The following is a 21,629-nucleotide window of genomic DNA, read 5'->3' on the forward strand; positions in this document are numbered from 1 at the left end:
ATTGAAAGGCAAAAGTGTAAAATGCTTTTGCTTTTATTTGAGGGACTATTTTAAGAATAGAACGTTGAGAGGTGAATCTCAATTCAAGGTTAGAAGTTATGAGACGTGTTGTTGTTACTGGTTTAGGGTTGGTATCTCCATTAGCTGGTAGTGTTGAATATAGTTGGAAACGCCTTCTTGAGGGAAAAAGTGGTGTTCGACGCATCACTGAATTTGATGTATCTGATTTGTCATGCCAGATCGCTGCTCGTATTCCTTTGGGAGATGGAACAGATGGTACATATAATGCTGATTTGTATATGGATCCCAAGGAACAGCGTAAGGTTGATGCATTTATTGTTTATGCAATGGCTGCTGCTGGACAAGCACTTTCAGATGCTGAATGGTTTCCAAAGAGTGATGAAGATCAGATTTGCACAGGTGTATTAATTGGTTCGGGGATTGGTGGTATTGAAGGGATTGTTGAGGCTGGCGATACACTTCGTGATAAAGGTCCACGGCGTGTTTCTCCTTTTTTTATTCCAGGACGTTTAATTAATCTTGCTTCTGGTTATGTTTCTATTAAGTACGGTTTGCGCGGTCCCAATCATTCGGTTGTAACGGCTTGTTCTACAGGTGCGCATGCAATTGGGGATGCGGCGCGTTTGATTGCATTGGGTGATGCAGATGTAATGGTGGCAGGCGGCACTGAATCTCCGATAAATCGAATATCTCTTGCTGGTTTTTCTGCTTGTAGAGCTCTTTCTACTTGTCGTAATGATGATCCTGAACGAGCATCACGTCCTTATGATACTGATCGTGATGGTTTTGTGATGGGGGAGGGAGCTGCGGTTGTCATTTTAGAAGAACTTGAACATGCAAAAAAACGCGGTGCTCGTATTTATGCTGAGATTATTGGCTATGGTTTATCTGGTGATGCTTACCACATTACTGCGCCTTCAGAGAGTGGTGAAGGTGCACAGCGTAGTATGATGGCTGCTCTTAAGCGTGCGCAAGTGAATGTAAGCGATATTGATTATATTAATGCTCATGGAACTTCAACGATGGCCGATGTCATAGAGTTGGTGGCTGTTGAGCGTGTTTTAGGTCATTATGCGTCACAAGTATCTATGTCATCAACAAAATCGTCTGTGGGGCATTTACTTGGCGCAGCTGGTGCTGCTGAGGCTATTTTTTGTATTTTAGCTATACGAGATAATATTGCTCCAGCTACACTTAATCTTGATAATCCCTCAATTGAAACGAAAATTGATCTTGTTCCGCATAAACCGCGCGAACGAAGGATTGATACGATTCTTTCCAATTCCTTTGGGTTTGGTGGAACAAATGCGTCTTTGGTTATGCGGCGTTTTGGAGAGTAATAATTATTTTTATTTGTTCTTCTGTTTCTGAGTTTTCTACTTTATTATAAAATTATAAGCGTTGAAGTGAGGAATTATAGTTGTAAAACCTAAAAGTTGCTGAGGGTGATAGTTATGTCCGATGTGAAAAATGAAAATCCACTAGCGGACGTAGATGATATCTCTTCGAATCATATGGTAAATAATAATGGTGTGTTAGCACTTAAGAAACGAAAGAAGTCATTTATCGTACGTAATCCGTTGGTTATTCTCGGTCATTTTTTTCTGATGCTGATTGTGGTTATTATTTTGGCCATAAGTATTCCTCTTTATATTGGAAAAAGTATTTTTGAAGGAAAGGGGATGGCTGAGGAGGAGCAAGTTGTTCTTATTTATCCTGGAACAGGTATTCGTGAAATTGCTTCACTACTTGAAAAACGTGGTCTCATTCGATCATCTGACGTTTTTGTTTATGGAGTTGGTTATCATCAAAAAACAACACATCTTAAGGCTGGTGAATATTTAATTCCAGCACACGCCTCGATGCGGGATATTATGGATATCCTTGTGAAAGGCAAATCTATTGAATATACGTTTACAGTACCGGAAGGTTTGACGGTTCAACAAGTTTTCGATCGATTAGCTGCTAATAAAATTTTAATTGGGGATCTTCCAAAAGTTTTGCCTCCAGAAGGCAGTTTGATGACGGATACTGTTCATTTTATTCGAGGAACAACGCGTAAAGAAATTATAAACAGATTGCGCAAAGGACAGGAAAAATTAATTCATGCTATATGGGCTACGCGCTCACCTGATTTACCAATAAAATCCATCGACGAATTTGTCATATTGGCATCAATTGTTGAAAAAGAAACAGGAATTGCAGCAGAAAGACCCAAAGTTGCTGCAGTGTTTTATAACCGTCTTGCAAAACGTATGCGCCTTCAATCTGATCCAACGGTAATTTATGGTCTCTTTGGTGGAAGAGGATTGCCTTCAGGCCGTGCAATTTACCGTTCAGATCTTGAGAAGGAAACACCATATAATACTTATAAAATTGATGGTTTACCACCAACAGCTATTGCAAATCCAGGCCGAGATTCTTTGAAAGCCGTGGCGCATTCACCAAGAAGTGATGTGCTCTATTTTGTAGCTGATGGTTCTGGAGGGCATGTTTTTTCTAGAACTTTAGAGGAACATAATATAAATGTGCGCAAATGGCGTGCATTAAAAGCAACCCATTGATTTTGAGGAACTGTAGAAAATCTATTATTGAAGTTTTGAAGAAAGTAAAACAGTAAGATGATATTCTTTGAGGAAGAATTGTGTGCTAAAAAAAGAAATCAACGACGCGGTTTTTTATTTATTCTCTCTTCACCTTCAGGAGCTGGCAAATCAACTATTTCACGGTTACTTTTGAAAGATGGGCAATTAGAACTCTCTATAAGTATGACGACACGGCAAAAACGTCCTAGTGAAGTAGATGGCCTTCATTATCATTTTATTTCAAAGAAAGAGTTTGAACGCAAGCGTGATGGTGATGAGTTTATTGAATGGGCACAGGTTCATGGAAATTATTACGGAACTTTACGTGAAAGCGTTGAAAATGTGTTGAGTGCTGGTCGAGACATGTTATTCGATATTGATTATCAAGGCACTGAACAGCTACAAAAAAAGATGCCAGGTGATACTGTATCTGTTTTTATTCTTCCACCATCAATGAAAGAGCTCATTTCGCGTTTAAATTGTCGAGCAGAAGATAGCCAGGATATCATCAATTTACGATTGAAAAATGCACGAATGGAAATGCAACATTGGCATTCTTACGATTATATTGTCATTAATGAGGATTTAAATCAGTCCATCTTGCTTATTAAATCGATTTATTTAGCTGAAACAGCAAAACGTGAGCGATGTTCTTTTCTTGAATCTTTTATTGATGGGCTTATTGCTGAAAAGATTGGATAATGTCTTTATTGTTTTGAAAAAGAGTAATAAGTCAAAAGTTATGTTTTTTAGATCACCAAATTAGTTAACGTCACAAATTCGGAAATTGAAAGTGTTTCAGCACGGCGTGTTCCATCGATCCCAGCTTTTTCTAAAAGCATTTCACCTCCAAGAGTTTTAAAGTTTTGACGAAGCATTTTTCGTCTTTGTCCAAAAGCGGTTTTTGTTATAAAGCTTAATTTTTTTGCGGAGCAGGTAAGAGGTTGCGGTCGAGGAATGATATGAACAACGGAAGAGGTTATTTGAGGAACTGGTGTGAAGGCTTGAGGAGGCACATCAAAAGCAATTTTAGCAATAGTACGCCAGCCAGTTAAGACACTAAGGCGTCCATAGTGGGCAGATCGAGGCTTAGCAGTAATACGTTTTGCAACTTCACGCTGAAACATCAATGTCATTGATTCATAAAAAGGAGGCCATGGTTCAGCCAACAGCCAATTTAATAAGAGTTGTGTTCCGATATTATAGGGAAGATTTGCAATAATGCGTGGTTTTTCTGGAGATATTTCAAAAAGTTTTGAAAAATTTTGCTGCATCGCATCATTACAAATAACTTTTAATTTTTTTGGGTAGTGTTTTTCTATTTCTAAGAGAGCTGGTATAAAACGCTCATCACGTTCTATCGCTATTACTGTGGCACCCTTTGCAAGTAAGGCACGTGTCAAACCTCCAGGGCCTGGACCTACTTCAATAACAGGTTTTCCTTCTAGATTTCCTGCTTGAAGAGCGATTTTAGATGTCAAATTGAGATCAAAAAGGAAATTTTGTCCCAATGATTTATGAGCTTGCAATCCATACATATCAATAACCTCACGCAGAGGAGGTAAATTATCTATTGGCATGATATCAAACTATTTTCTGCAAGGTAGTTTGCAAGTTTAAGGGCAGCAATAAAACTTTTTGGAGAAGCTATCCCTTTATCAGCAATATCAAAAGCAGTTCCATGATCTGGAGAAGTGCGAATAAAAGGTAACCCTAACGTGACATTAACAGTGGAGTTAAAGTCTAATGTTTTTACAGGAATAAGGGCTTGATCATGATACATGCAAAGAGCAACATCATATATTTTTCTTGTTCTTTCATGGAACATTGTATCAGCAGGCAATGGACCTACAATATTAAGACCTTTCTTTTTAAGATATTCAATAGCAGGAGTAATAATTTCAATATCTTCTTTCCCCATTGCACCTTTTTCTCCAGCATGAGGATTAAGTCCAGCAACAGCTAGTCGGGGTGAAGTTATTTTAAATCGCTTTCTTAAATCGTGTTCAGTAATGAGCGCCGTTTGAATGATTAAATGACGTGTGAGCTGTAAAGGAACTTCCTTGAATGGAACATGAACAGTAATGGGTACCGTTTTTAAACGAGGACCGGATAACATCATTACTGGATGATAACATTTATTGGAGGTTTGATGGGCCAAATCAGCTAAAAATTCTGTATGACCTGGAAATTTAAATCCGGCATCGTAAAGATTCTTTTTGGCAATAGGACAAGTAACCAATGCAGATGCATGCCCACTTTGAATCAATTGAACACTGCGTTTAATGGCCTCAATTATTCCAGCAGTATTTTGGGGAGAAGGTAGACCTCGTTGATCACTTTGTCGATTTTCTAATGGTATTATGGGAAGAGCGGTTTGAAAGTTTTTTATAGGATTATTGATGAAGACAGACTCTACTTCAACGTCTATCTGTAAAAAACGAGCACACGAGCAAATAATATCTGGATCAGCAAGCAGAACAAAAGGTGGAACCTGATGAGTAACACGCAAACTCCACGCTTTTATAGCTATTTCAGGACCAATTCCGGCAGGATCACCACCACTAACAACAAGTACAGCCATTATGAGTTTTGAATACGCGCTATCTGACGCAATTCTTCTAAATACTTTTCACTTAATTTTTCAAGTGACTGAGAATTTTTTTGCTTATTATCTTGAATGGAAAATATCAGCCGAGCAACATAATCATCAGAAACTCTTTTTATTTTGCAGACAGCAAGCGCTTCAATCCCATCAGATGTCTCTTGAAATCGAGTCATTTTTCCGGCAGGTGTTGCGAGGATATCTTGTTCCCATGCACTAGGAAGTTGGGGCTCGAGAAATTTTCCTAAATGACGGATAGTAACATCTAAAATACCGCTTGCTTGCTTTTGGGAGTTAGCACATCCCTGAAAATGAGCGCGAAAATTGTTTGCTTCTCTCTGACGTTTTTCAAAAATTTCTGAACGCCGGTGTGCAGGAATGACAAAAATAATTCGCTGTAGTGTATATTGATTAGTTGAAGGTTTTACGCCACCATTTTTTAATATTCTGCGCACGGCTTCTTGTTCAGTAATCATACTCATTTCAGCTTGATAACGCGCATGAACAAGACGACCCCATCCTATTTGTCCACGGATGTAATTTTTAAAGTGTTGCACTGTGATATCATTTTGAGTCAGAATTTGATTAAGCTGATCAATTGTCATATTATTTTGCGTTGCAAAATTCTCAAAAGCGCTCTCAACTTCACTATTGCTCACTTCAATATTCCGGCGCTTTATTTCAGTATCTTTAAGAGCCTCATTGATGAGCTCATTTTTAGCTTGCTCAACAAGATTGCCCTGCTTTTGTTGCAATTTGAGGAAAGCAGCGCGCCTTTGAATATCGTAATTTGTGATAGGATTACCATTGACTGTAATAACAATGGCAGTTTGTGCAAAGACCGGTGAAATTAAAAATTCATTTACCAGCAGGTTATTTACATTCAAAGATGCAACACAAGATAAGGCAAGAATACACTTTTTCAATTTATTCATGTAAATAGACCTTCGCATTGTTATTTAATTTTTTCAACTAGCATAAAATATACGTTTTTTTTCATAAAAACAATGATAAGTTAAATTGCCTATAATATTCTTTTTATGAATATCAGTTTATCTTTTTTCCAATATCTGCAATTGTACGCAGTGAAAGAGAGAAATTAAAGTTTTGCAAAGGTGTCTTTTTTCCTGGGTCAGTTATCTGCTGATAACCGAGTGTTAGTCCAAAACATTCATCTATATAGTTCAAGCTAATTCCTCGTTTTATGAATGTGTTGGATACTAGATCATAACTGGCATTGCTGTTAACAGACCAATAGTTAGCTAATTTAATATCCGTTTGAAAAGAAATTTCTTGGCGCTCTTGTGGATATTCATAATTGGGTTGACTTGCTATGTAAGCATATTGTACAGCTACCCCGAAATTTTTCCATTTCTGTGATGCTTCAATTTCGCTGCGGCGTATTTTCCCTGTTTTTTTATCAAAACGTCCACGGGATTCTAGGGAAAAACCATTCTTGTGGTTTGCACTAAAAAGTGCAACATAGTCTGAACGTGTTGCTTCAAGGCTGGAATGAATACCTACATTAGCAAAATCTTTTTCTGCAAAAGAATTTTTGCCTGCAAGATGAAAAGATTGTCCCAAAAGGCTATAAAAAGACCAATTACTGTTAAAATTTCCAGAATATCTTAAACCGATATTAGCTCTTGTTCCACCTTCTATGCGGTCATAACCAGAAAACTTATCACGTTGAAAAAGGGTATTTGCATCAAATATGAAGCTTTGCGCATCTTCATTCGGGATTTGTCCGATATATCGTTCATTATTGCGTATAAAAATTTGTGCGATCGGTTCCACAATATGTGTAGAATTTCCCAATGTAATGAGCAAAGGATACCGTAATTCTAAACCAGCAGTTGCCATACCCCGAAATGCTGAGCTACGAAGAGTAGATAAGAAGTCATTCATTATATGAGCAGTATTGTTTTTGTGCACATTTGTTGTAAGGATATCAGTACGTAAAGAGAGAAGAGGGGTTAATATGAATCCATTGCGCATGTTAAAGCGCTTTTTCCACTCTAGCTCGTTTGTTAAACGGAAATTATTTCCAGCAATACCAGAAATCTTAGCAGCATTGAGAGGGGTTTCATTCCAGTCAGTAGAACTAAAGTCAGTATGACGACGATAAATTAATTGGATATTGCTATGAAAAGTAAGTTCTCCATTATAAATTGGTTCATTTTGAGTAAAAAAGTAATCAATCCGAGGGAGAACAAATGCTTGCCGGGAGTGACGTTCATAGAGATCATTCAATATAAAATCTTGAATTTTGAAATGGTAAAAACGCATATCAAAATAGTTTTTCTCTGCAAGACCATTCAAAAAAATCTGAGAAAGTTGTGTAGGATTGTTATAATTTTCGAGTTTATAAGCACGGCTGAAATATCGATCAGACTGTGCAAGAATATCCCATCCATAAGTCCAGCGTGAGTTAATACGAAAATTACCCTTGGTTGCTAGCATATAACGATTTCTATGTTGTGCATCAATTGTATCATTATCAAAATTATGCGGTTTCATTTGATATATATGTGCAAAACGTATGTTATAACTGCCTGATTTAAAACGTTGACGCCATTCACCTTCAGTTAAAAGCCCTTGTTGGGTATAGACAGTAGAAGAAAGTGTAAAATCATAATGAGGTGCAAGATTCCAAAAGTAAGAATTTTTTATACCCATACCGAGATAGTCGGCATAAAAAAAATGAGGAGTAAGGAAACCGTTAGCACGTTTCACAGTTGGATCGTTAAGCTCAAAAGTTGGAAATTGTAGAATCGGTACACCAAAAACTTGAAAATAGCTGTTTTCAAAACGAATTTTTTTGGTAACGCTATTCCATATGATCTTTCTTGCTTTAATCTTCCAGAGGACTTCTTTATCTGGTTTATAAGAGCAAGGTTCACAAGCTGTGTAGGTGGCATTATCGAAGATTGTTATTTTGCTGTTGCTGCGTATAGCTCTTGCGGCTGCAAAATGGACATTATTAGCGGTATCAATGCGTAAGGCATTTACGAATCCTTCGCCGAAATCTTTAGTCATATCAATTTGGTTAGAATATATTTTATTACCATCTTTTTGAACGACTTCAACATTTCCTTGTGCTATGATCCGCCCTGTTTTTTGATTATAGGTAACTTTTTGGGCGATGACTTTATTGCCATCATATTCGATTTGGACATTACCTTGTGCAGAAACAGTATTTTTATCATGATTATAGATGAGTTCATCTGCAGAAAGCAAGAGAGAATTTACCGGATTTGGGATATGGTTTTTGGAAAAAAAAGTAGGATTTTTGGCTGCTGCAGAAGAACAAAATAAAGATATACCCAAAACACAGCCCATAATGCTTTTAAAGGTAAGTACGTTTAATTCTGTCAAGATCACTCGCTTACTTATTGATGCTTTCACTTAGCCATCCTCTTTATGCAATAAAAAAGAGATTCCCAAAAATAATGCAATAATAACTGGTGTCCAAGCTGCAATAATTGGTGGAATATATCCGGCGTTACCAAAGGTCTGAACGAGTACGGAAATAATATAAAGCACGAATCCTGCTAGTACACCACCAAGAATCAACATTCCAGATTGTCCAAAGCGTGTGAAGTTTAAAGAAACAGTTGCTGCAAGGAGAGTCATTGACACAAGCAGAGCAGGTAATGCAATTAAGGATTGTAAATACATATCAAAATTATTCGCAGAATAGCCAAATGAACGTGCAATCATAATTTTTTTTGGCAATTGGTAAAATGGGATAGTCGCTGGATTCACTAAACGTTCAGTTAAGAATTCAGGTTTTAGATTGGTTTTTATTTGAAATGTAGTAAACTTTTCAGGGGGCTGCCCTATTTTATAGATTGTTCCATTTGTTAACAGCCATGCGCCGTTTATCAGAGTTGCTTTTCTGGTGTTAATCCAATTTTTAACTGTTGCATTATCATTGTATTGTACAAAGGTTGCGTTGATAAGAGAAAGCCCTTGATCGGTGATAGATTTAGCACCAATAGTCGTTCTAACTGAATTGGTATGTTGTGTTAACCATGGGATACGCGTGTTATGAAGAGATATTAATGCATTGTTACTACGCCATTCAGTCATTATCTTTTCTGCTTGAGAAAATCCCCATGCGGCAAGAGGGTTAATGAGAAAAATTGAAAATAACCCAAAAAGAAAAGCTCCTAAGCAAGCAGGCGTGAGAAATTGCCATGCAGATACGCCGATTGAGCGCGCTACAACAAGTTCAAATTTTCGATTAAGTGAGATTAGCATTACCATTGCAGAAAAGAGTGCAATAAAAGGAATGAGTTGTTGCATGATAAAAGGGATGCGTAAAACGGAGATGGCAAAAGCATCTTTTGCGGTATAATGAGGAAGGTGGGATAGTCGACCAGAATTTTCTGTAAAGTCGATCAAGAGAGCAAGAATGAAAATACCCCCGAAAAAATAACAGGTTGTTTTAAGATAGCGTATAAAAAAGTATTGTCCAAGCGTCCATCCAATCATGATGGCTCATCCGGAGGATATTGAGATTTTCGATGTTCAAATTTACTTATCATTTTTTGAAAAACAATTTGAATAACCTCGTTAAGTTTTGTCGGGATACTAATTGTATGATTTGTTAGGAGCATGAGAAAAACGAGCATACTCATTCCTATGGGAGTAATATAAAGAAGAGGAACGTATGCAAAATTGCTTTTTGCTTTTTCGGCGAAAAAATATCCCATCCAATACACTAGTAAAGAGAGGATAATTGCAGAGATGTTTGCAGAGTTACATGCTTGTCGATATGAGCGTGTTTCTCCTGCCGCTGCTAATGCAATTAATGAAAAAACAATTGGGTAGAGCCATTCAGTAAGTCTACGGTGAAATTCAGCTTTATACTGGAGTGGTTTTCGCTGATAGTAGGAATCTTCCGGGTCAGGGCTTAGTAAATAAGAAAGAGTCCGGTCTTTTGGGTAAAGTGTGGGTGCTTTATCATTGGGGATGAATTCACTTAAGCTAAAGATATACGAGCTGAATTGAACGATCGAAACACTGTCATTTTGATGGTTGATTCTTTCTATCTCACCGTTATTAAGGACTAGAAAATTACCGCTTTTATTACTTACAATTGATGCGTCTGTGGCATAATAAAAAAGATCAATTTTAGGATCACGCTGGTCGGCAATGAAAAGACGCCTAAGTGTTCCGTTTGGATTCCGTTCACCAATTTCTATATAAAGATTATTGGCTAGTTTTTGGAAGCTACCTTCACTAATAAAGGAATTAATAAGATCAAAATGGGCACTTGCTAGCATTTGTCGCATAGTAAGACGTGCTTGAGGAACAACAAAATTAGCTATAAAAAAAGAGGCACATGATGCAACAATAGCGAGAAGAAGAATTGGTTTCCAAACACTGCTTTTGGGAAAACCAGAGGCGCTGATGATCGCGAGTTCTGAGTCTTTATTCATGGCTGAAAGAGTGCTCATAATTGCAATCAGTAATGCAAATGGAATGACAAGAAAAATAACAGAAGGAACTAATGAGAGTGAAAATTGCAACAGAGTTAGGAGTGTTTGTCTACTTGTTGTTAGAAAATTTATCCTTGCAAGGATTTGCACTGTCCAACTGATACTAATTGCTGCACTCATGACAGCGCTAAACAGGATAAGAACACGTTTTAGGATGTAAAACTCAATAATACTCATAAATTGGATAACATCCTCATTCTTTAACTAGAAAATAGATATTCTGTATTGCCTTAACTTAAAAATGTTTTATACCTATTGTGCATCTTTACTAAATAAATAGTATAGGGCAATTAGCTGACTTCAACCTATTCTGCCTACATTATATTTTATTTTCAATGGTAGTCTACAGGGAAACTAGAAAATGAACTGAGACAACCCTTTTTATGAACTTAAGGAATGACAATTTTTCTTTTTTCTCTTTAAGTACATATGAAAAAATAAGTAATACACACAATAGAAAAAAGAGAAATTGTTGTGTTTTCAATGAGTTTCTTTTATGTTGAAGATGATAGAAGGTTCTCCTTAAGGGGGGGATTTATTTAAAGAGCTATGAAGGCTAAGAATGTGGATATTTTATTCTATCATTTGACGCAATCAACATTGGGAGATATTTTGCCAACGCTTGTGGAGCGTGCTCTAGCTCGTTTTGGTAAGGTAACAATACAATGTGTGAGTAAAGAGCAATGCGATGCTATGGATATGCGTTTATGGGTTTATGCTGATGAAGCATTTATTGGACATGGAACTGAAAGTGATAAATATCCAAATTTGCAGCCTGTATTTCTTACCACAGGGCAGGAAAATCCGAATGATTCAAAGATACGCTTTCTCATAGAGGGAGCAATTTGTTCAGATGTTGATGCTTATCAACGGCTTGTAGTGATATTTGACGGTCGAAACGATGAACAGTTGAATCTTGTTCGTGCTCAGTGGAAAAAATATAAAACGGAAAATCATAATTTAACTTATTGGCAGCAGACTGAAGATCGCTGTTGGGAAAAGCAGGTTTGATGCGTTTAGCGTCTGTTATTTTTATAGAATTGATAGGAATGATGATCTTACACTCTTTATAGTGAAAGTATTGGGGCGGAGCATTAGGTTTTATTATGATTTTTCTTTTGGGAACACACAAGATATGGTCTATAATCAAAAAAAATAAACGGCATGATAATGATTGTTGATCGAATTTTGGTTGTTATATGGGCTGTAGTATTAGCTTTCTTTTGCGTTTCATGGTTGGGTACAACGCATATTATCTCGCGAATGTTTACTGTGGCTTGTATTAGCAATATTGCAGATATTTTATTCTTTTTTTTGAGCGCCCTATTTGCTGGAATATTATGGTGGAGTGTACCTCAACCAATGTCTTGGAAAATGAAACTGGCGGCATTTCTACCGCCAGTGTTTATTTTATTCTTTTTCATTGCATTTTAATTGGAAATTTCATCCTCTGTAAATCCAACAAAGCAAATTAGTGAAATAAAAGAAGCAAGAAGCAAATAATAACCGATATAAGAAGTATCAAAATGTTGCACCAGATATTCTGCAATATAAGGTGCAAGGGATGCTCCTACGATACCAGATAAATTGAACGTTATAGAAGCACCAGTGTATCGGATTGCAGTTGGATATGGTGAGGCCAAAACAGCACCAAGAGGACTATAAACCATTCCCATGATTGATAAGCCAATGGTAGACATAGCAAGGACTCCTATAATTCCAGAATTTAAGAAATAAGGAATTGCAAAAGAATAGATACCGGTAATTATTGTGATCAAAATCATCAATGTTCTCCGCTTAATGCGATCGGCAAGTTTTCCGGTTAAGATAGTAAAAATTCCGCAAAAAACAGCCCCGATGACTTCTACTTGAAGAGCTTGATAAAATGTCAATTGTAAATGGTTTGTCGAGTAACTTAACAAATACGCAGTAACCAAATAAAATAAAACAAATGTCGCTATACCAGAAAATGTTCCAAGAAATAAAATTCGTGGGCATTTTAAGAAGACATCTATTATAGGGACGCGTACACGCTCTTTACGCTCAAGCGTTTTTTTAAATTCAACTGTTTCATTAATTGAAAGACGAACCCATAATCCCACAATCATGAGAAAAACTGAAGCTATAAAAGGAATGCGCCACCCCCATGCTAAAAGTTCGTTGTGATCAAGAAAATGCAACAGACCTAAATAAACAACAATAGATAAGAACAAACCGATTGGTACGCCTAATTGAGGAAACATTGCATACCATCCCCGTTTTTCTGGAGGAGCATTTTCTGTTGCGAGCAAAACAGCTCCACCCCATTCGCCTCCTAATCCCATTCCCTGTCCAATACGACATAGGGTCAAGAAAAATGGTGCCCACCATCCAGCTGTTTCATAAGTAGGAAGAAAACCGATAATGACTGTTGAGAGACCCATTGTGAGAAGAGCAGCAATAAGTGTGGCTTTTCGTCCAATTTTGTCTCCAAAATGTCCAAAAACAACTGACCCAAAAGGGCGTGCAAAAAAGGCTGCACCAAAGATCAAGAAAGATTGCAAAATAGCAAGTTGATCATTTTGCGTTGGGAAAAATAAATGAGGAAATATAAGAGCAGCAGCGGTTGCAAAGACATAAAAATCAAAGAATTCAATTGTTGGGCCAATAAGACTTGCAAATAAAATTCGACGAGGAGAATTTCCTTTGCTTATACCTTGTATTTCTGCGTTTATAGACATGAACAAAATGTCCCTTTCAGTATATGATAAATCAAATTATGAAACTACCCCCTTATTTATAAAAATTTCAAATCAGTGTCGAGTCGATATTATGATTCTTCCATGTATAGAACAATGATTATGGCATGGTGAGCATAGATAGTTATCCTGATATATATCCAAATTAAATACAATAAAGATAGCATTTAAATGGCATAGAAGATGGAAATATATTTCCATAAATAATAATGTATTTCATCAATATCTTGTGCTGTTTCCTTTAAAATACAGACGTTATTTTAGTCTATTTAGGAATCAATCTGAATTTTAGACTAATGTTTAGTATCTTAAAAATATTCAAAATTTTTTTATGGCTGTAATTAAAATACTTTTAGATACATTATTTTTAGGTGCATTAATTAAAGTGCTTTGATCTTTTGGTTGTGTGTGGATTTTAAAAGATACAGTGGGGTATTTGATTATATTGATTGCTGCCTATACGATGATATGCCTTCTTGATAACACGAGATTAGGCAAGGGCGGTGCGATGTTTTATGCGTTTTTTCTAACTATACGAAATTTTTATTTGAAATATATGGAATGTAGTTAATACAAATAAGTTAAAGCTAAGTTTTGGGGCATTAATGACCAGTGGTTTTCTTGTAAAGATTACCCGATGTAGATGGAATAGCTGGGCTAGGAAAGACATCTTTAACATCAGTAGGCATAAGTGAACATCTAGAAAAAAGAGGAATTATTATCAAAAGTGAAGGGATTAATAGGAAAAGGAGAGAATTCGAAAAGCATACTAAAGGAATACAGAGCAGAAGGAGATGAGTAGCTTGAGGATCAGGAAAGGAGAAAAAAGTCTTTTTTATGCTACTAACAAATTCAAGAATTAATAAGGGTACTACTGTTTATATTACCGACCATGATTCTGAGGATTCTGATAAAAAAGTAAATAGCTTTAACTATAAAAATGTAAGGGTGTTCTATTATACGGATTAGAATGGAGGAAAACTCTATATTGATGAAGCGAGTGTCAGTAAGGATACTACAATTGAGAATGGTAGTATTGAGTTTGTCCAAAATCTGAGTAATTCGGAATATGCTATTGTTAAAAAGGGTGGGAGACAAATTATTGAGAGTAGTGCAAAGAACAATTTTTACAATTTTAATAAAGTGTTAAGGCTTTTTTTTAAAATTTTAGATTGAAAATAAAATTTGCAGAGCTAATTACGTTTTATATTTGCTAAGCCATGAAGGGGGAGGATATAGTTATGCAATATAAGTGGAGACCAAGTTGTTGGGTGCTCATGATTAGCAGCTGTTTTATTCAGGCAGCTGTTGCAGATGAGGGCGGGGGGCGATTCTTTTGTCAGCCTTCAAGCTATAGTGGAAATGAGAAAATATTCCGTGATCAATACAATGAGGATGTGGGGACAGGGAAATGCATACTTGGAACATCTAACAATCATGCTCTCGTAGGAATGCGTAGTGAGTTAGGCTCTTTTGAAAAGCTTAGAAAGGAAAAAGGTATTGGTATATTGGCTAGCAAAATGCAGGATTTTGATAGCGAGAGTGAAGGTAAGGCTAAGCAGTATGTGCAAGGAAGAAATATTGCACTTTTTAAAAAATCTGAACTCATATTTATTAATGATGGAGCATTTTTAAAAAATTTTGTACTCGATAATAATGGTAAAGCTTACTTTTCAAATGATGGTGAGAAAGATAATCCAGGGCAATCCATTAATAACACAGTGAGAGATGGAGCAACAATTTACGTTTATGCGGGAGGTTTTAGTAAAAATAGCAAAGTTGAACGTGGTGGAACTGAAAGTGTTTATGCTGCGAAAGGGAAACAAGGCTTTTCAAAAAATGCTGTAGTTAAGGTAGGTGGACAGCAAAATGTTGGGAATGGAGGGAAAGCAGAGGGGACAGAAATTTTTGGTGGTAAACAGCTTGTTTTTGGGGAAGGGGAGGTTGGAGGAAAAATTAAAGGGAGTCGTGCTTCAGATACTGTAATTCATGGTCAAGGCGAACTACTAGGGTTGCAGGAAGTGTACGATGGGGGAATAGTTTGGAATACGAAAGTTATGCAAGGAGGTATACAAAATGTTACGAAAAAGGCTCAAAGTGCAAAAAATGGTGGTTTTGCGTTTGAAACACAAATCTTTGGTGGCGGTAAACAATATGTTTTAGAAGGAGGAAAAGCTATTGGTGTCTCTTTAAATGAGACTGCTATTCAGGAAATACATAATGATGGATATGTAAAAAATCTAACAATTAATAACGAATCAAGTTCATGGGTGCATGCTGGGGCAACATTAGAAGGTAAGACTCTAGTGAATCATTCTGGACAACTTCATCTTTATGCAGGAAATGAACAATATCGTACTACAGTAGAACACATTATTTTAAATGGACGAGATACAAAACTGTACTCTATCACTGATGAGTTTGATGGAAAAAGCTCTCTGATCCAGAAATTAAGCGGTGAGGGGAGTGTTATTTTTACGTTTACTGGTTCTGATCCGTATTACTCTCAACTTCATGTTAATAATCTTTCAGGAAGTTTACATTTTGAATTCAATACCGCTATTGCACATAATCGTGGTGATTATCTCTTCGTTGAAGATGGCAAAGGTAATCACACAATAAGCGTTGTTGATTCTGGAGTTGAAATTACCAATCCTTTTTCAAATAAGCGTGATTTAATTACTGATCAAAGCGGTGGAGCTCATTTTACTCTGGCAGATCTTTCTGGTGAAAAAATTAACGCTATCGACGGTGGAACCTATATATATGATTTAAAACAGAGAAATGACGAAAATGGAAAAGTTTGGTTTTTGTCTTCCGATCGTATCAATGGATCAGAACCTTCCATTTCTGCTCCGATAGATCCGTTGTTTCCTGGGAGGCCGTCAATTACTCCTTCAACTGACGCTGTGCTGTCGACAGCGGCGGCTCCTGGGCTTATTTTTCATAATGAACTGCAAATGATACGTTCTGGAAGGGGGATTCTGGACAAAAATCGGAAAGATACAGATCTATGGGCTTATGCAATTAAGAACAGAGAACGCGTTGCTACAGATCACACACATTTTAAGCTTGAGCAGACAGGTCTAGTATTTGGTGCTGATGAGTTGAGTGAATTAACGCATGGAGATTTGTATGTTGGTGGTTTTGGCAGTTATGACCAAGCACGTGTTATTCATGCACGAGGCAGTGCTAGCAACCTGAACACTTATAGCATTGGAACGTATGCAACTTATTTTGATAACCGTGGATGGTATCTGGATGGTGTTTTGAAATATAATTATTACAGAGATAATCTAAAAGCTGTTTCAACGAATGGTTTAGCCATTCAAAGCGATTATAATCAGTGGGCGATAGGTGGGGCATTTGAGATTGGTTGTCATTTTGAGACGGCACAGAGAAGCTGGATGCAACCTCATATCAAAGTAACAGGAGTGCAGGTTGAAGGTAAAAAAATCAAACTTTCCAATGGAATGACAGGTGATATAAGTCCATTAACTTCATTTCTTAGTGAAGTTGGATTAACAGCAGGGCATGAATTTATTGTTGATGCAGAAACTTCATTAACAGCTTACATTACAGCAGCTTGGTTACGTGAGAATATAGATGATAATTCCACAACGATTAATAACCAGCATCAGTTTATTATGGACTTGTCTGGAAATGCGGGTAAATTGGGAATTGGTTTGAACAGTTTTATCAATGACAAATTAAAGCTTTATGTAGAAGCTCATTATCTTAAAGGACATAAGATTAAGCAGTCACTTCAAGGTAGTTTAGGATTACGCTATAGGTACTAAATAATACGTTTGTGTGCTGATTAATCTTAGTAATTTACTTATTTGTGTGGCTAAACATCCAATGTTTATATACTCTTAGGAGTGTATAGACATTGGGGGGTATCATACGCCTTAGTCAAAGGCGATGACATTTTTTCATCTATTACAATCTCAGATTAAAAGCTTCTTTGTTGATTTATTGTCACAATTTTTAGTTGTTTTTAAAATAATACACTATAAAAATGTATTTAGATATAAATAAAACACATTACGATACATTTTGCAGTGAGTTTACCCGCTATAGTTGTGTGGCGTTTATCTAATGATTGATATTGCAGGGTTGATGATGCAAAATAACTTCAAATTGAGTTTTTTAGTGTTAATGTTAATAGCTGTTTCGTGCAAGTTGCAAGCGCGGTAGAGAATAGGAATGAGTCACTAACAAGTATGACGAATATAAGAAATGGGGGAAGTATATCAAAAGGATTTGCACTGATTACTAAAACTCCTATTCCTAGTAACAATAGTAAAATTAAGGATGGCGGTGTAGAGATTGTTGAAAATGGTGGAAGTTCGATAGGTTCTACTGTTGAGAAAGGTGGAATACAGATAGTTACGCGTGCAGGTACTGCAATAAATACTAAAGTTAGTGGTGGTAAACAGTTTGTTTTCGAAGAGAAGAGTTTTGTGAATCTTAAAAACATGGAAAAATCAAGCAGTGTTTATGATTCTATAGTTTCTGGTGTGGATGGAGCAGTAGGATAGAAGAATGTATAATGATGGAACGTGGGTTTGGAATACAAAAGTTAAGAATTGGGGAGAACAAATATTTATGCAGAAAATAAAAAGTGGGGTGGTATTGCAGAGAATAGCAGCATAATTTCTGAGAATGGTAGGCAGCATATTTTAGCGCGAGGAGAAGCTATATCTGTTTGCTGCTGTGATGTTACAAATCATATTAAAAAGGAAAAATTCTCTGTGATAGGGTGAGTTGATGAAGAATTATTTTTTTTTGTGAGGGGGAGGGTAACAGGCAAAGACTGCAGATTAAGATTGAGAGTTTAAGTGGGAAGGGGAGAACTGTTATTTTTACTTCTATCCCATATGATTCATGCCATCTTTCATTTCATGTTGATGAATTTTCAGGTAATTTACAATTTAATTTTAATGTAAGTATTATGGAAGAAGACCATAGTAGCAATTACTTATCAATTGATAATGGTGCAGGGAAACATAAAGTAAGTGTTGCTGATTCTGGTGTTGAAATCACAGGTTCTTTTTTACAAAAAAATGGTCTTATCACCGAAATTAATTTAATTACCGATAAAAGCGGAGAAGCTAGTTTTACTCTGGCAAACCATTCTGGTGATGAAATTGAAGCTGTTGATAGTGGAGCCTATATGTATGGTTTATATAAGAGAGAAAGAAGTGCAGAGTCTAATGGTGATACCACAATTTGGTATTTGGGCAGGGAAACTGGTAGATCGGGATATTCGGATAATCGCTTTCAACGTACGAGCAGGAAACAAAAGGTTGCTGTTTCGTTAATTGCTTCATTTACTGATGCAGATATTAATAAAACATCTTTCTTTCGGAGCCAAGTTTCCGTTCTTCGTAATGCTAGTAGCATGGGAAATCGTCAGAAAACATCCAGCTCACGACTTCCTCGGCATTTGCACGAGAAGCAGAAGGATTCTGTTTTTTCAGTTCCGTTATTTATAGAACGTCAACCTATTGGGTTGTCACGTCCAGAAGTTAGTCATTATCATCCTTCTGATGAGCAACAGCAGCTTGTTATTTCTACAAATGCTTCGTTGTTAGCTGATCAAATGATTTTGCGCCTAAATGATCCAGCTCAACCTTTTCCAGAGTCGAAGCAAGAATTGTCAGTTTCTAATTTTTTGACCACCCCCTCTACGGATGCAGTGTTATCTATGTCAGTTACTCCAGGACTTGTTTTTCACAATGAATTACAAACTGTGCGTTCTGGAAGGAGAATTTTAGATAGAAATAAAAAAGATACTGCTCTATGGACATATGCGATCAAAAGCAAAGAAAGTGTTGCAACAGATCATACAGATTTTAAGTTTGAGCAAACAGGTATAGTATTAGGTATCGGTGGTGTAAGTGAACTGGCGGATGGAGAGTTTTATATTGGTGGTTTCGGCAGTTATGATCAAGCACGGGTGATACATGCACGAGGTGGCATCAGTGGCATAAATACATATAGTATTGGAGCTTATGCGACTTATTTTGATCATAGTGGATTGTATCTAGATGGTGTCTTGAAATACAATAGTTATCAAAATAATCTGAAGGCTGTTTCCACGAACGGTTTAGCCATTGAAGGAAATTATAATCAATGGGTGATGGGTACCTCATTTGAAGCGGGTTATTGCTTTAAGATGGCCCAAAACAACTGGTTGCAGGCTTATGCGCAATTAACGTGGTTGCAAGTTGAAGGTAAACAGGTAAAGCTCTCGAATGAAATGATCGGTGATATAAACTCCTTTACTTCGTTGCGCAGTGAGGTTGGGTTATCTTTAGGGTATGAATTGGGGTCGGATATAGATACTTCATCTCTGGCTTACATTAGGGCTGGATGGTTGCGTGAGAATAAAGATAACAACCATACAACAATTAATCAACAGCATAAATTTACCACAGACTTGTCAGGAAATGCCGGTAAAATAGGGGTTGGTTTAAGCAGTTTACTGAATGGAAAATTAAAGCTTTATGCAGAAGCATATTATTTTAAAGGACATAAGATTAAGCAATCACTTCAAGGTATTTTGGGTGTACGTTATAGCTTTTAAGTTTTTTAATAAGTCTTGGTGTACGGGGTGTTTTTGCAAGCTAGATATTTGATGGTCAGAGAATATTTTTGAGAAGCGTTTGGCTTTTTATAAAGCGTGTATATGTTGCTGTATTTTGGATTTCCTCTTACATCTTTTTCTTTCTTTATCAGTAATTTTAAGAAGGGAATGTTTAGTATTATGAAAGGAGATTTACTCTTGTAGGAGAGAGACTATAACAATATAATGAGAGAGATTAAGGATCGCGAGTATTGTGTTTTTTATCGAGTTTCTTCTACAATTCATGTAATATGCATTTTTGTATTATGTATTTTTGAGAATTGCTGCGGATTTTTCCATAATCCCTTGGCAGAAGGTTGCTTGCTCGCTATAGATCTGCCAGATAATGTTATACAATGAAATAAAGGTGGTCAAATGGCTGTAGAGCGTACTTTTTCAATGATTAAACCAGATGCAACGCGTCGTAATTTGACAGGAGCGATTACGAAAATGCTTGAAGATGCAGGTTTACGTGTGGTTGCATCTAAGCGTGTGTGGATGAGCAAGCGTGAAGCTGAAATGTTTTATGCAGTTCATAGAGAACGTCCATTTTTTAGTGAATTAGTTGAGTTTATGTCTTCTGGTCCAACTATTGTGCAAGTTTTAGAAGGGGAGAACGCCATAGCTAAAAATCGTGAAGTGATGGGTGCTACAGATCCGATGGATGCAAAGGAAGGAACAATCCGTAAAGCGTATGCTTTATCGATTGGTGAAAATTCCATTCATGGTTCAGATAGCTCTGAAACTGCAAAAACAGAAATCACTTTTTGGTTTTCTGAAGTAGAAATTGTTGGTTAATAAAAACATATATTAAACATAGAAAATCCTGAAACAGCTGTTTTGGGATTTTTCTTATAAAGTTGCGGATTTCTCTGAAAGGACATGTGGAGCTTACTATTGTTCATGTAATGACGTGTTTTAAGCCTGCACGAAAATAATCCCATCCTGTCCACAATGTGAGGAGAGCAGAGATCCACAGCATAGTAATGCCAAATTCCACGGTATAAGGGAAAATTTTATTACCAGATGGTCCTGCTAAAAGAAAAATAATGGCTATCATTTGTACAAAAGTTTTCCATTTAGCAAGACGAGAGACAGGAACACTGACTTTTAATTCAGCCAAATATTCACGTAATCCTGAGACAAGAATTTCCCGACAAAGAATAATAATGGCTGCCCATAGTGTCCACCCAGCAATAGTACTGTCTGCGGCAAGCAAGAGCAGACAGGCAGATACAAGAAGTTTATCTGCAATTGGATCTAACATGCGACCGATATTGGATGTTTGTTCCCAAATACGGGCAAGATAGCCATCAAGAAAGTCTGTAATGGATGCAACTATAAAAATGGAAACGGCAATCCAACGTGCGATATCACTTGATTGTAGTCGTCCTTCTAAAAAAAAGCATGCAACAACTATTGGTACTGCAACAATTCGTGCATAGGTCAGAATATTGGGAAAAGAAAAAGTATGATTTTTCATAGAGCTATTTTCAATTCTTTATAAAAAATGATTTATTTCATAAAAGTAACAAG

At 36.6% G+C, this 21,629-nt stretch carries 17 protein-coding genes; 9 read left to right on the top strand and 8 right to left on the bottom strand.

Translation table 11 applies throughout. From position 1 onward, the window contains the following. The first annotated feature begins 98 nt into the window (after window positions 1-98). The 3 genes from fabF to gmk all read left to right on the top strand — a co-directional run bounded on the left by fabF (window position 99) and on the right by gmk (window position 3,308). Window positions 99-1,361, top strand: coding sequence for a beta-ketoacyl-ACP synthase II (gene fabF / locus HWV54_RS06140; RefSeq protein WP_005865656.1), 1,263 nt, complete (start codon window positions 99-101; stop codon window positions 1,359-1,361). A gap of 114 nt (window positions 1,362-1,475) precedes the next feature. Then, window positions 1,476-2,585, top strand: coding sequence for an endolytic transglycosylase MltG (gene mltG, locus HWV54_RS06145; RefSeq protein ID WP_005865654.1), 1,110 nt, complete (start codon window positions 1,476-1,478; stop codon window positions 2,583-2,585). Between the two features lie 57 nt (window positions 2,586-2,642). Beyond that, the gene (gmk, locus tag HWV54_RS06150; protein ID WP_005865652.1) at window positions 2,643-3,308 is read left to right on the top strand and encodes a guanylate kinase; all 666 of its coding nucleotides are present in this window, start codon (window positions 2,643-2,645) and stop codon (window positions 3,306-3,308) included. Between the two features lie 47 nt (window positions 3,309-3,355). Here gmk and rsmA read toward each other — a convergent pair whose 3' ends face one another. From rsmA to lptF, 6 genes are all read right to left on the bottom strand, one after another. Continuing rightward, on the bottom strand, window positions 3,356-4,186 hold the full coding sequence (gene rsmA, locus HWV54_RS06155; protein ID WP_005865650.1) for a 16S rRNA (adenine(1518)-N(6)/adenine(1519)-N(6))-dimethyltransferase RsmA: 831 nt from the start codon (window positions 4,184-4,186) through the stop codon (window positions 3,356-3,358). After that, window positions 4,177-5,190, bottom strand: coding sequence for a 4-hydroxythreonine-4-phosphate dehydrogenase PdxA (gene pdxA, locus HWV54_RS06160; RefSeq protein WP_005865649.1), 1,014 nt, complete (start codon window positions 5,188-5,190; stop codon window positions 4,177-4,179). Before pdxA ends, rsmA begins: the two co-directional genes overlap by 10 nt. Continuing rightward, window positions 5,190-6,146 (bottom strand): SurA N-terminal domain-containing protein, encoded by a 957-nt coding sequence (locus tag HWV54_RS06165; RefSeq protein WP_005865647.1) that lies wholly within the window; start codon window positions 6,144-6,146, stop codon window positions 5,190-5,192. Before HWV54_RS06165 ends, pdxA begins: the two co-directional genes overlap by 1 nt. Before the next feature lie 112 nt (window positions 6,147-6,258). Next, entirely contained in the window at window positions 6,259-8,619 is a 2,361-nt protein-coding gene (locus HWV54_RS06170) for an LPS-assembly protein LptD (protein ID WP_005865645.1), read from the bottom strand. Continuing rightward, window positions 8,620-9,711 carry an LPS export ABC transporter permease LptG gene (gene lptG / locus HWV54_RS06175; protein ID WP_005865643.1) on the bottom strand — a complete coding sequence of 364 codons (1,092 nt, stop codon included), beginning with the start codon at window positions 9,709-9,711 and terminating at the stop codon, window positions 8,620-8,622. It lies immediately after the preceding gene. Further along, a complete protein-coding gene (gene lptF, locus HWV54_RS06180; RefSeq protein WP_005865642.1) occupies window positions 9,708-10,898 on the bottom strand; it encodes an LPS export ABC transporter permease LptF in 1,191 nt (396 codons plus the stop codon). The genes lptG and lptF overlap by 4 nt, the downstream gene beginning before the upstream one ends. A 387-nt stretch (window positions 10,899-11,285) precedes the next feature. Here lptF and HWV54_RS06185 point away from each other — a divergent pair, with 387 nt between their 5' ends. After that, the gene (locus tag HWV54_RS06185; RefSeq protein WP_040296450.1) at window positions 11,286-11,732 is read left to right on the top strand and encodes a DNA polymerase III subunit chi; all 447 of its coding nucleotides are present in this window, start codon (window positions 11,286-11,288) and stop codon (window positions 11,730-11,732) included. 159 nt (window positions 11,733-11,891) lie between these two features. Next, window positions 11,892-12,155 carry a hypothetical protein gene (locus tag HWV54_RS06190; protein ID WP_005865638.1) on the top strand — a complete coding sequence of 88 codons (264 nt, stop codon included), beginning with the start codon at window positions 11,892-11,894 and terminating at the stop codon, window positions 12,153-12,155. On the opposite strand, the gene HWV54_RS06195 is transcribed toward HWV54_RS06190, so the two are convergent. Beyond that, a complete protein-coding gene (locus HWV54_RS06195) occupies window positions 12,152-13,441 on the bottom strand; it encodes an MFS transporter (protein WP_005865636.1) in 1,290 nt (429 codons plus the stop codon). The two genes, HWV54_RS06190 and HWV54_RS06195, sit on opposite strands and share 4 nt — an antisense overlap. Window positions 13,442-14,700: 1,259 nt before the next feature. On the opposite strand from HWV54_RS06195, the gene bafA (HWV54_RS06200) reads away from it, so the two are divergent. The 4 genes from bafA (HWV54_RS06200) to ndk all read left to right on the top strand — a co-directional run bounded on the left by bafA (HWV54_RS06200) (window position 14,701) and on the right by ndk (window position 20,891). Further along, window positions 14,701-17,259 carry a BafA family autotransporter gene (bafA, locus tag HWV54_RS06200; protein ID WP_005865633.1) on the top strand — a complete coding sequence of 853 codons (2,559 nt, stop codon included), beginning with the start codon at window positions 14,701-14,703 and terminating at the stop codon, window positions 17,257-17,259. Window positions 17,260-17,685: 426 nt separating this feature from the next. Then, window positions 17,686-18,003, top strand: coding sequence for an AIDA repeat-containing protein (locus HWV54_RS07100; protein WP_005865631.1), 318 nt, complete (start codon window positions 17,686-17,688; stop codon window positions 18,001-18,003). Window positions 18,004-18,290: 287 nt separating this feature from the next. Next, window positions 18,291-20,054 carry a BafA family autotransporter gene (bafA, locus tag HWV54_RS06205; protein WP_425483881.1) on the top strand — a complete coding sequence of 588 codons (1,764 nt, stop codon included), beginning with the start codon at window positions 18,291-18,293 and terminating at the stop codon, window positions 20,052-20,054. Window positions 20,055-20,468: 414 nt separating this feature from the next. Continuing rightward, the gene (gene ndk / locus HWV54_RS06210) at window positions 20,469-20,891 is read left to right on the top strand and encodes a nucleoside-diphosphate kinase (protein WP_005865627.1); all 423 of its coding nucleotides are present in this window, start codon (window positions 20,469-20,471) and stop codon (window positions 20,889-20,891) included. Window positions 20,892-20,994: 103 nt separating this feature from the next. On the opposite strand, the gene pgsA is transcribed toward ndk, so the two are convergent. Continuing rightward, window positions 20,995-21,576, bottom strand: a complete 582-nt coding sequence (pgsA, locus tag HWV54_RS06215; protein WP_005865625.1) for a CDP-diacylglycerol--glycerol-3-phosphate 3-phosphatidyltransferase — start codon at window positions 21,574-21,576, stop codon at window positions 20,995-20,997. Between the last annotated feature and the right edge of the window lie 53 nt (window positions 21,577-21,629).

The organism is Bartonella alsatica (genome assembly GCF_013388295.1).
Lineage (GTDB): Bacteria > Pseudomonadota > Alphaproteobacteria > Rhizobiales > Rhizobiaceae > Bartonella > Bartonella alsatica.

Excerpts from the sequence above, each read along its gene's own strand:
- fabF (WP_005865656.1), top strand. The coding sequence starts at position 99 with ATGAGACGTGTTGTTGTTACTGGTTTAGGGTTGGTATCTCCATTAGCT.
- mltG (WP_005865654.1), top strand. The coding sequence starts at position 1,476 with ATGTCCGATGTGAAAAATGAAAATCCACTAGCGGACGTAGATGATATC.
- gmk (WP_005865652.1), top strand. The coding sequence starts at position 2,643 with ATGATATTCTTTGAGGAAGAATTGTGTGCTAAAAAAAGAAATCAACGA.
- rsmA (WP_005865650.1), bottom strand. The coding sequence starts at position 4,186 with ATGCCAATAGATAATTTACCTCCTCTGCGTGAGGTTATTGATATGTAT.
- pdxA (WP_005865649.1), bottom strand. The coding sequence starts at position 5,190 with ATGGCTGTACTTGTTGTTAGTGGTGGTGATCCTGCCGGAATTGGTCCT.
- HWV54_RS06165 (WP_005865647.1), bottom strand. The coding sequence starts at position 6,146 with ATGAATAAATTGAAAAAGTGTATTCTTGCCTTATCTTGTGTTGCATCT.
- lptG (WP_005865643.1), bottom strand. The coding sequence starts at position 9,711 with ATGATTGGATGGACGCTTGGACAATACTTTTTTATACGCTATCTTAAA.
- lptF (WP_005865642.1), bottom strand. The coding sequence starts at position 10,898 with ATGAGTATTATTGAGTTTTACATCCTAAAACGTGTTCTTATCCTGTTT.
- HWV54_RS06190 (WP_005865638.1), top strand. The coding sequence starts at position 11,892 with ATGATTGTTGATCGAATTTTGGTTGTTATATGGGCTGTAGTATTAGCT.
- HWV54_RS06195 (WP_005865636.1), bottom strand. The coding sequence starts at position 13,441 with ATGTCTATAAACGCAGAAATACAAGGTATAAGCAAAGGAAATTCTCCT.
- bafA (WP_005865633.1), top strand. The coding sequence starts at position 14,701 with ATGCAATATAAGTGGAGACCAAGTTGTTGGGTGCTCATGATTAGCAGC.
- HWV54_RS07100 (WP_005865631.1), top strand. The coding sequence starts at position 17,686 with ATGACGAATATAAGAAATGGGGGAAGTATATCAAAAGGATTTGCACTG.
- ndk (WP_005865627.1), top strand. The coding sequence starts at position 20,469 with ATGGCTGTAGAGCGTACTTTTTCAATGATTAAACCAGATGCAACGCGT.
- pgsA (WP_005865625.1), bottom strand. The coding sequence starts at position 21,576 with ATGAAAAATCATACTTTTTCTTTTCCCAATATTCTGACCTATGCACGA.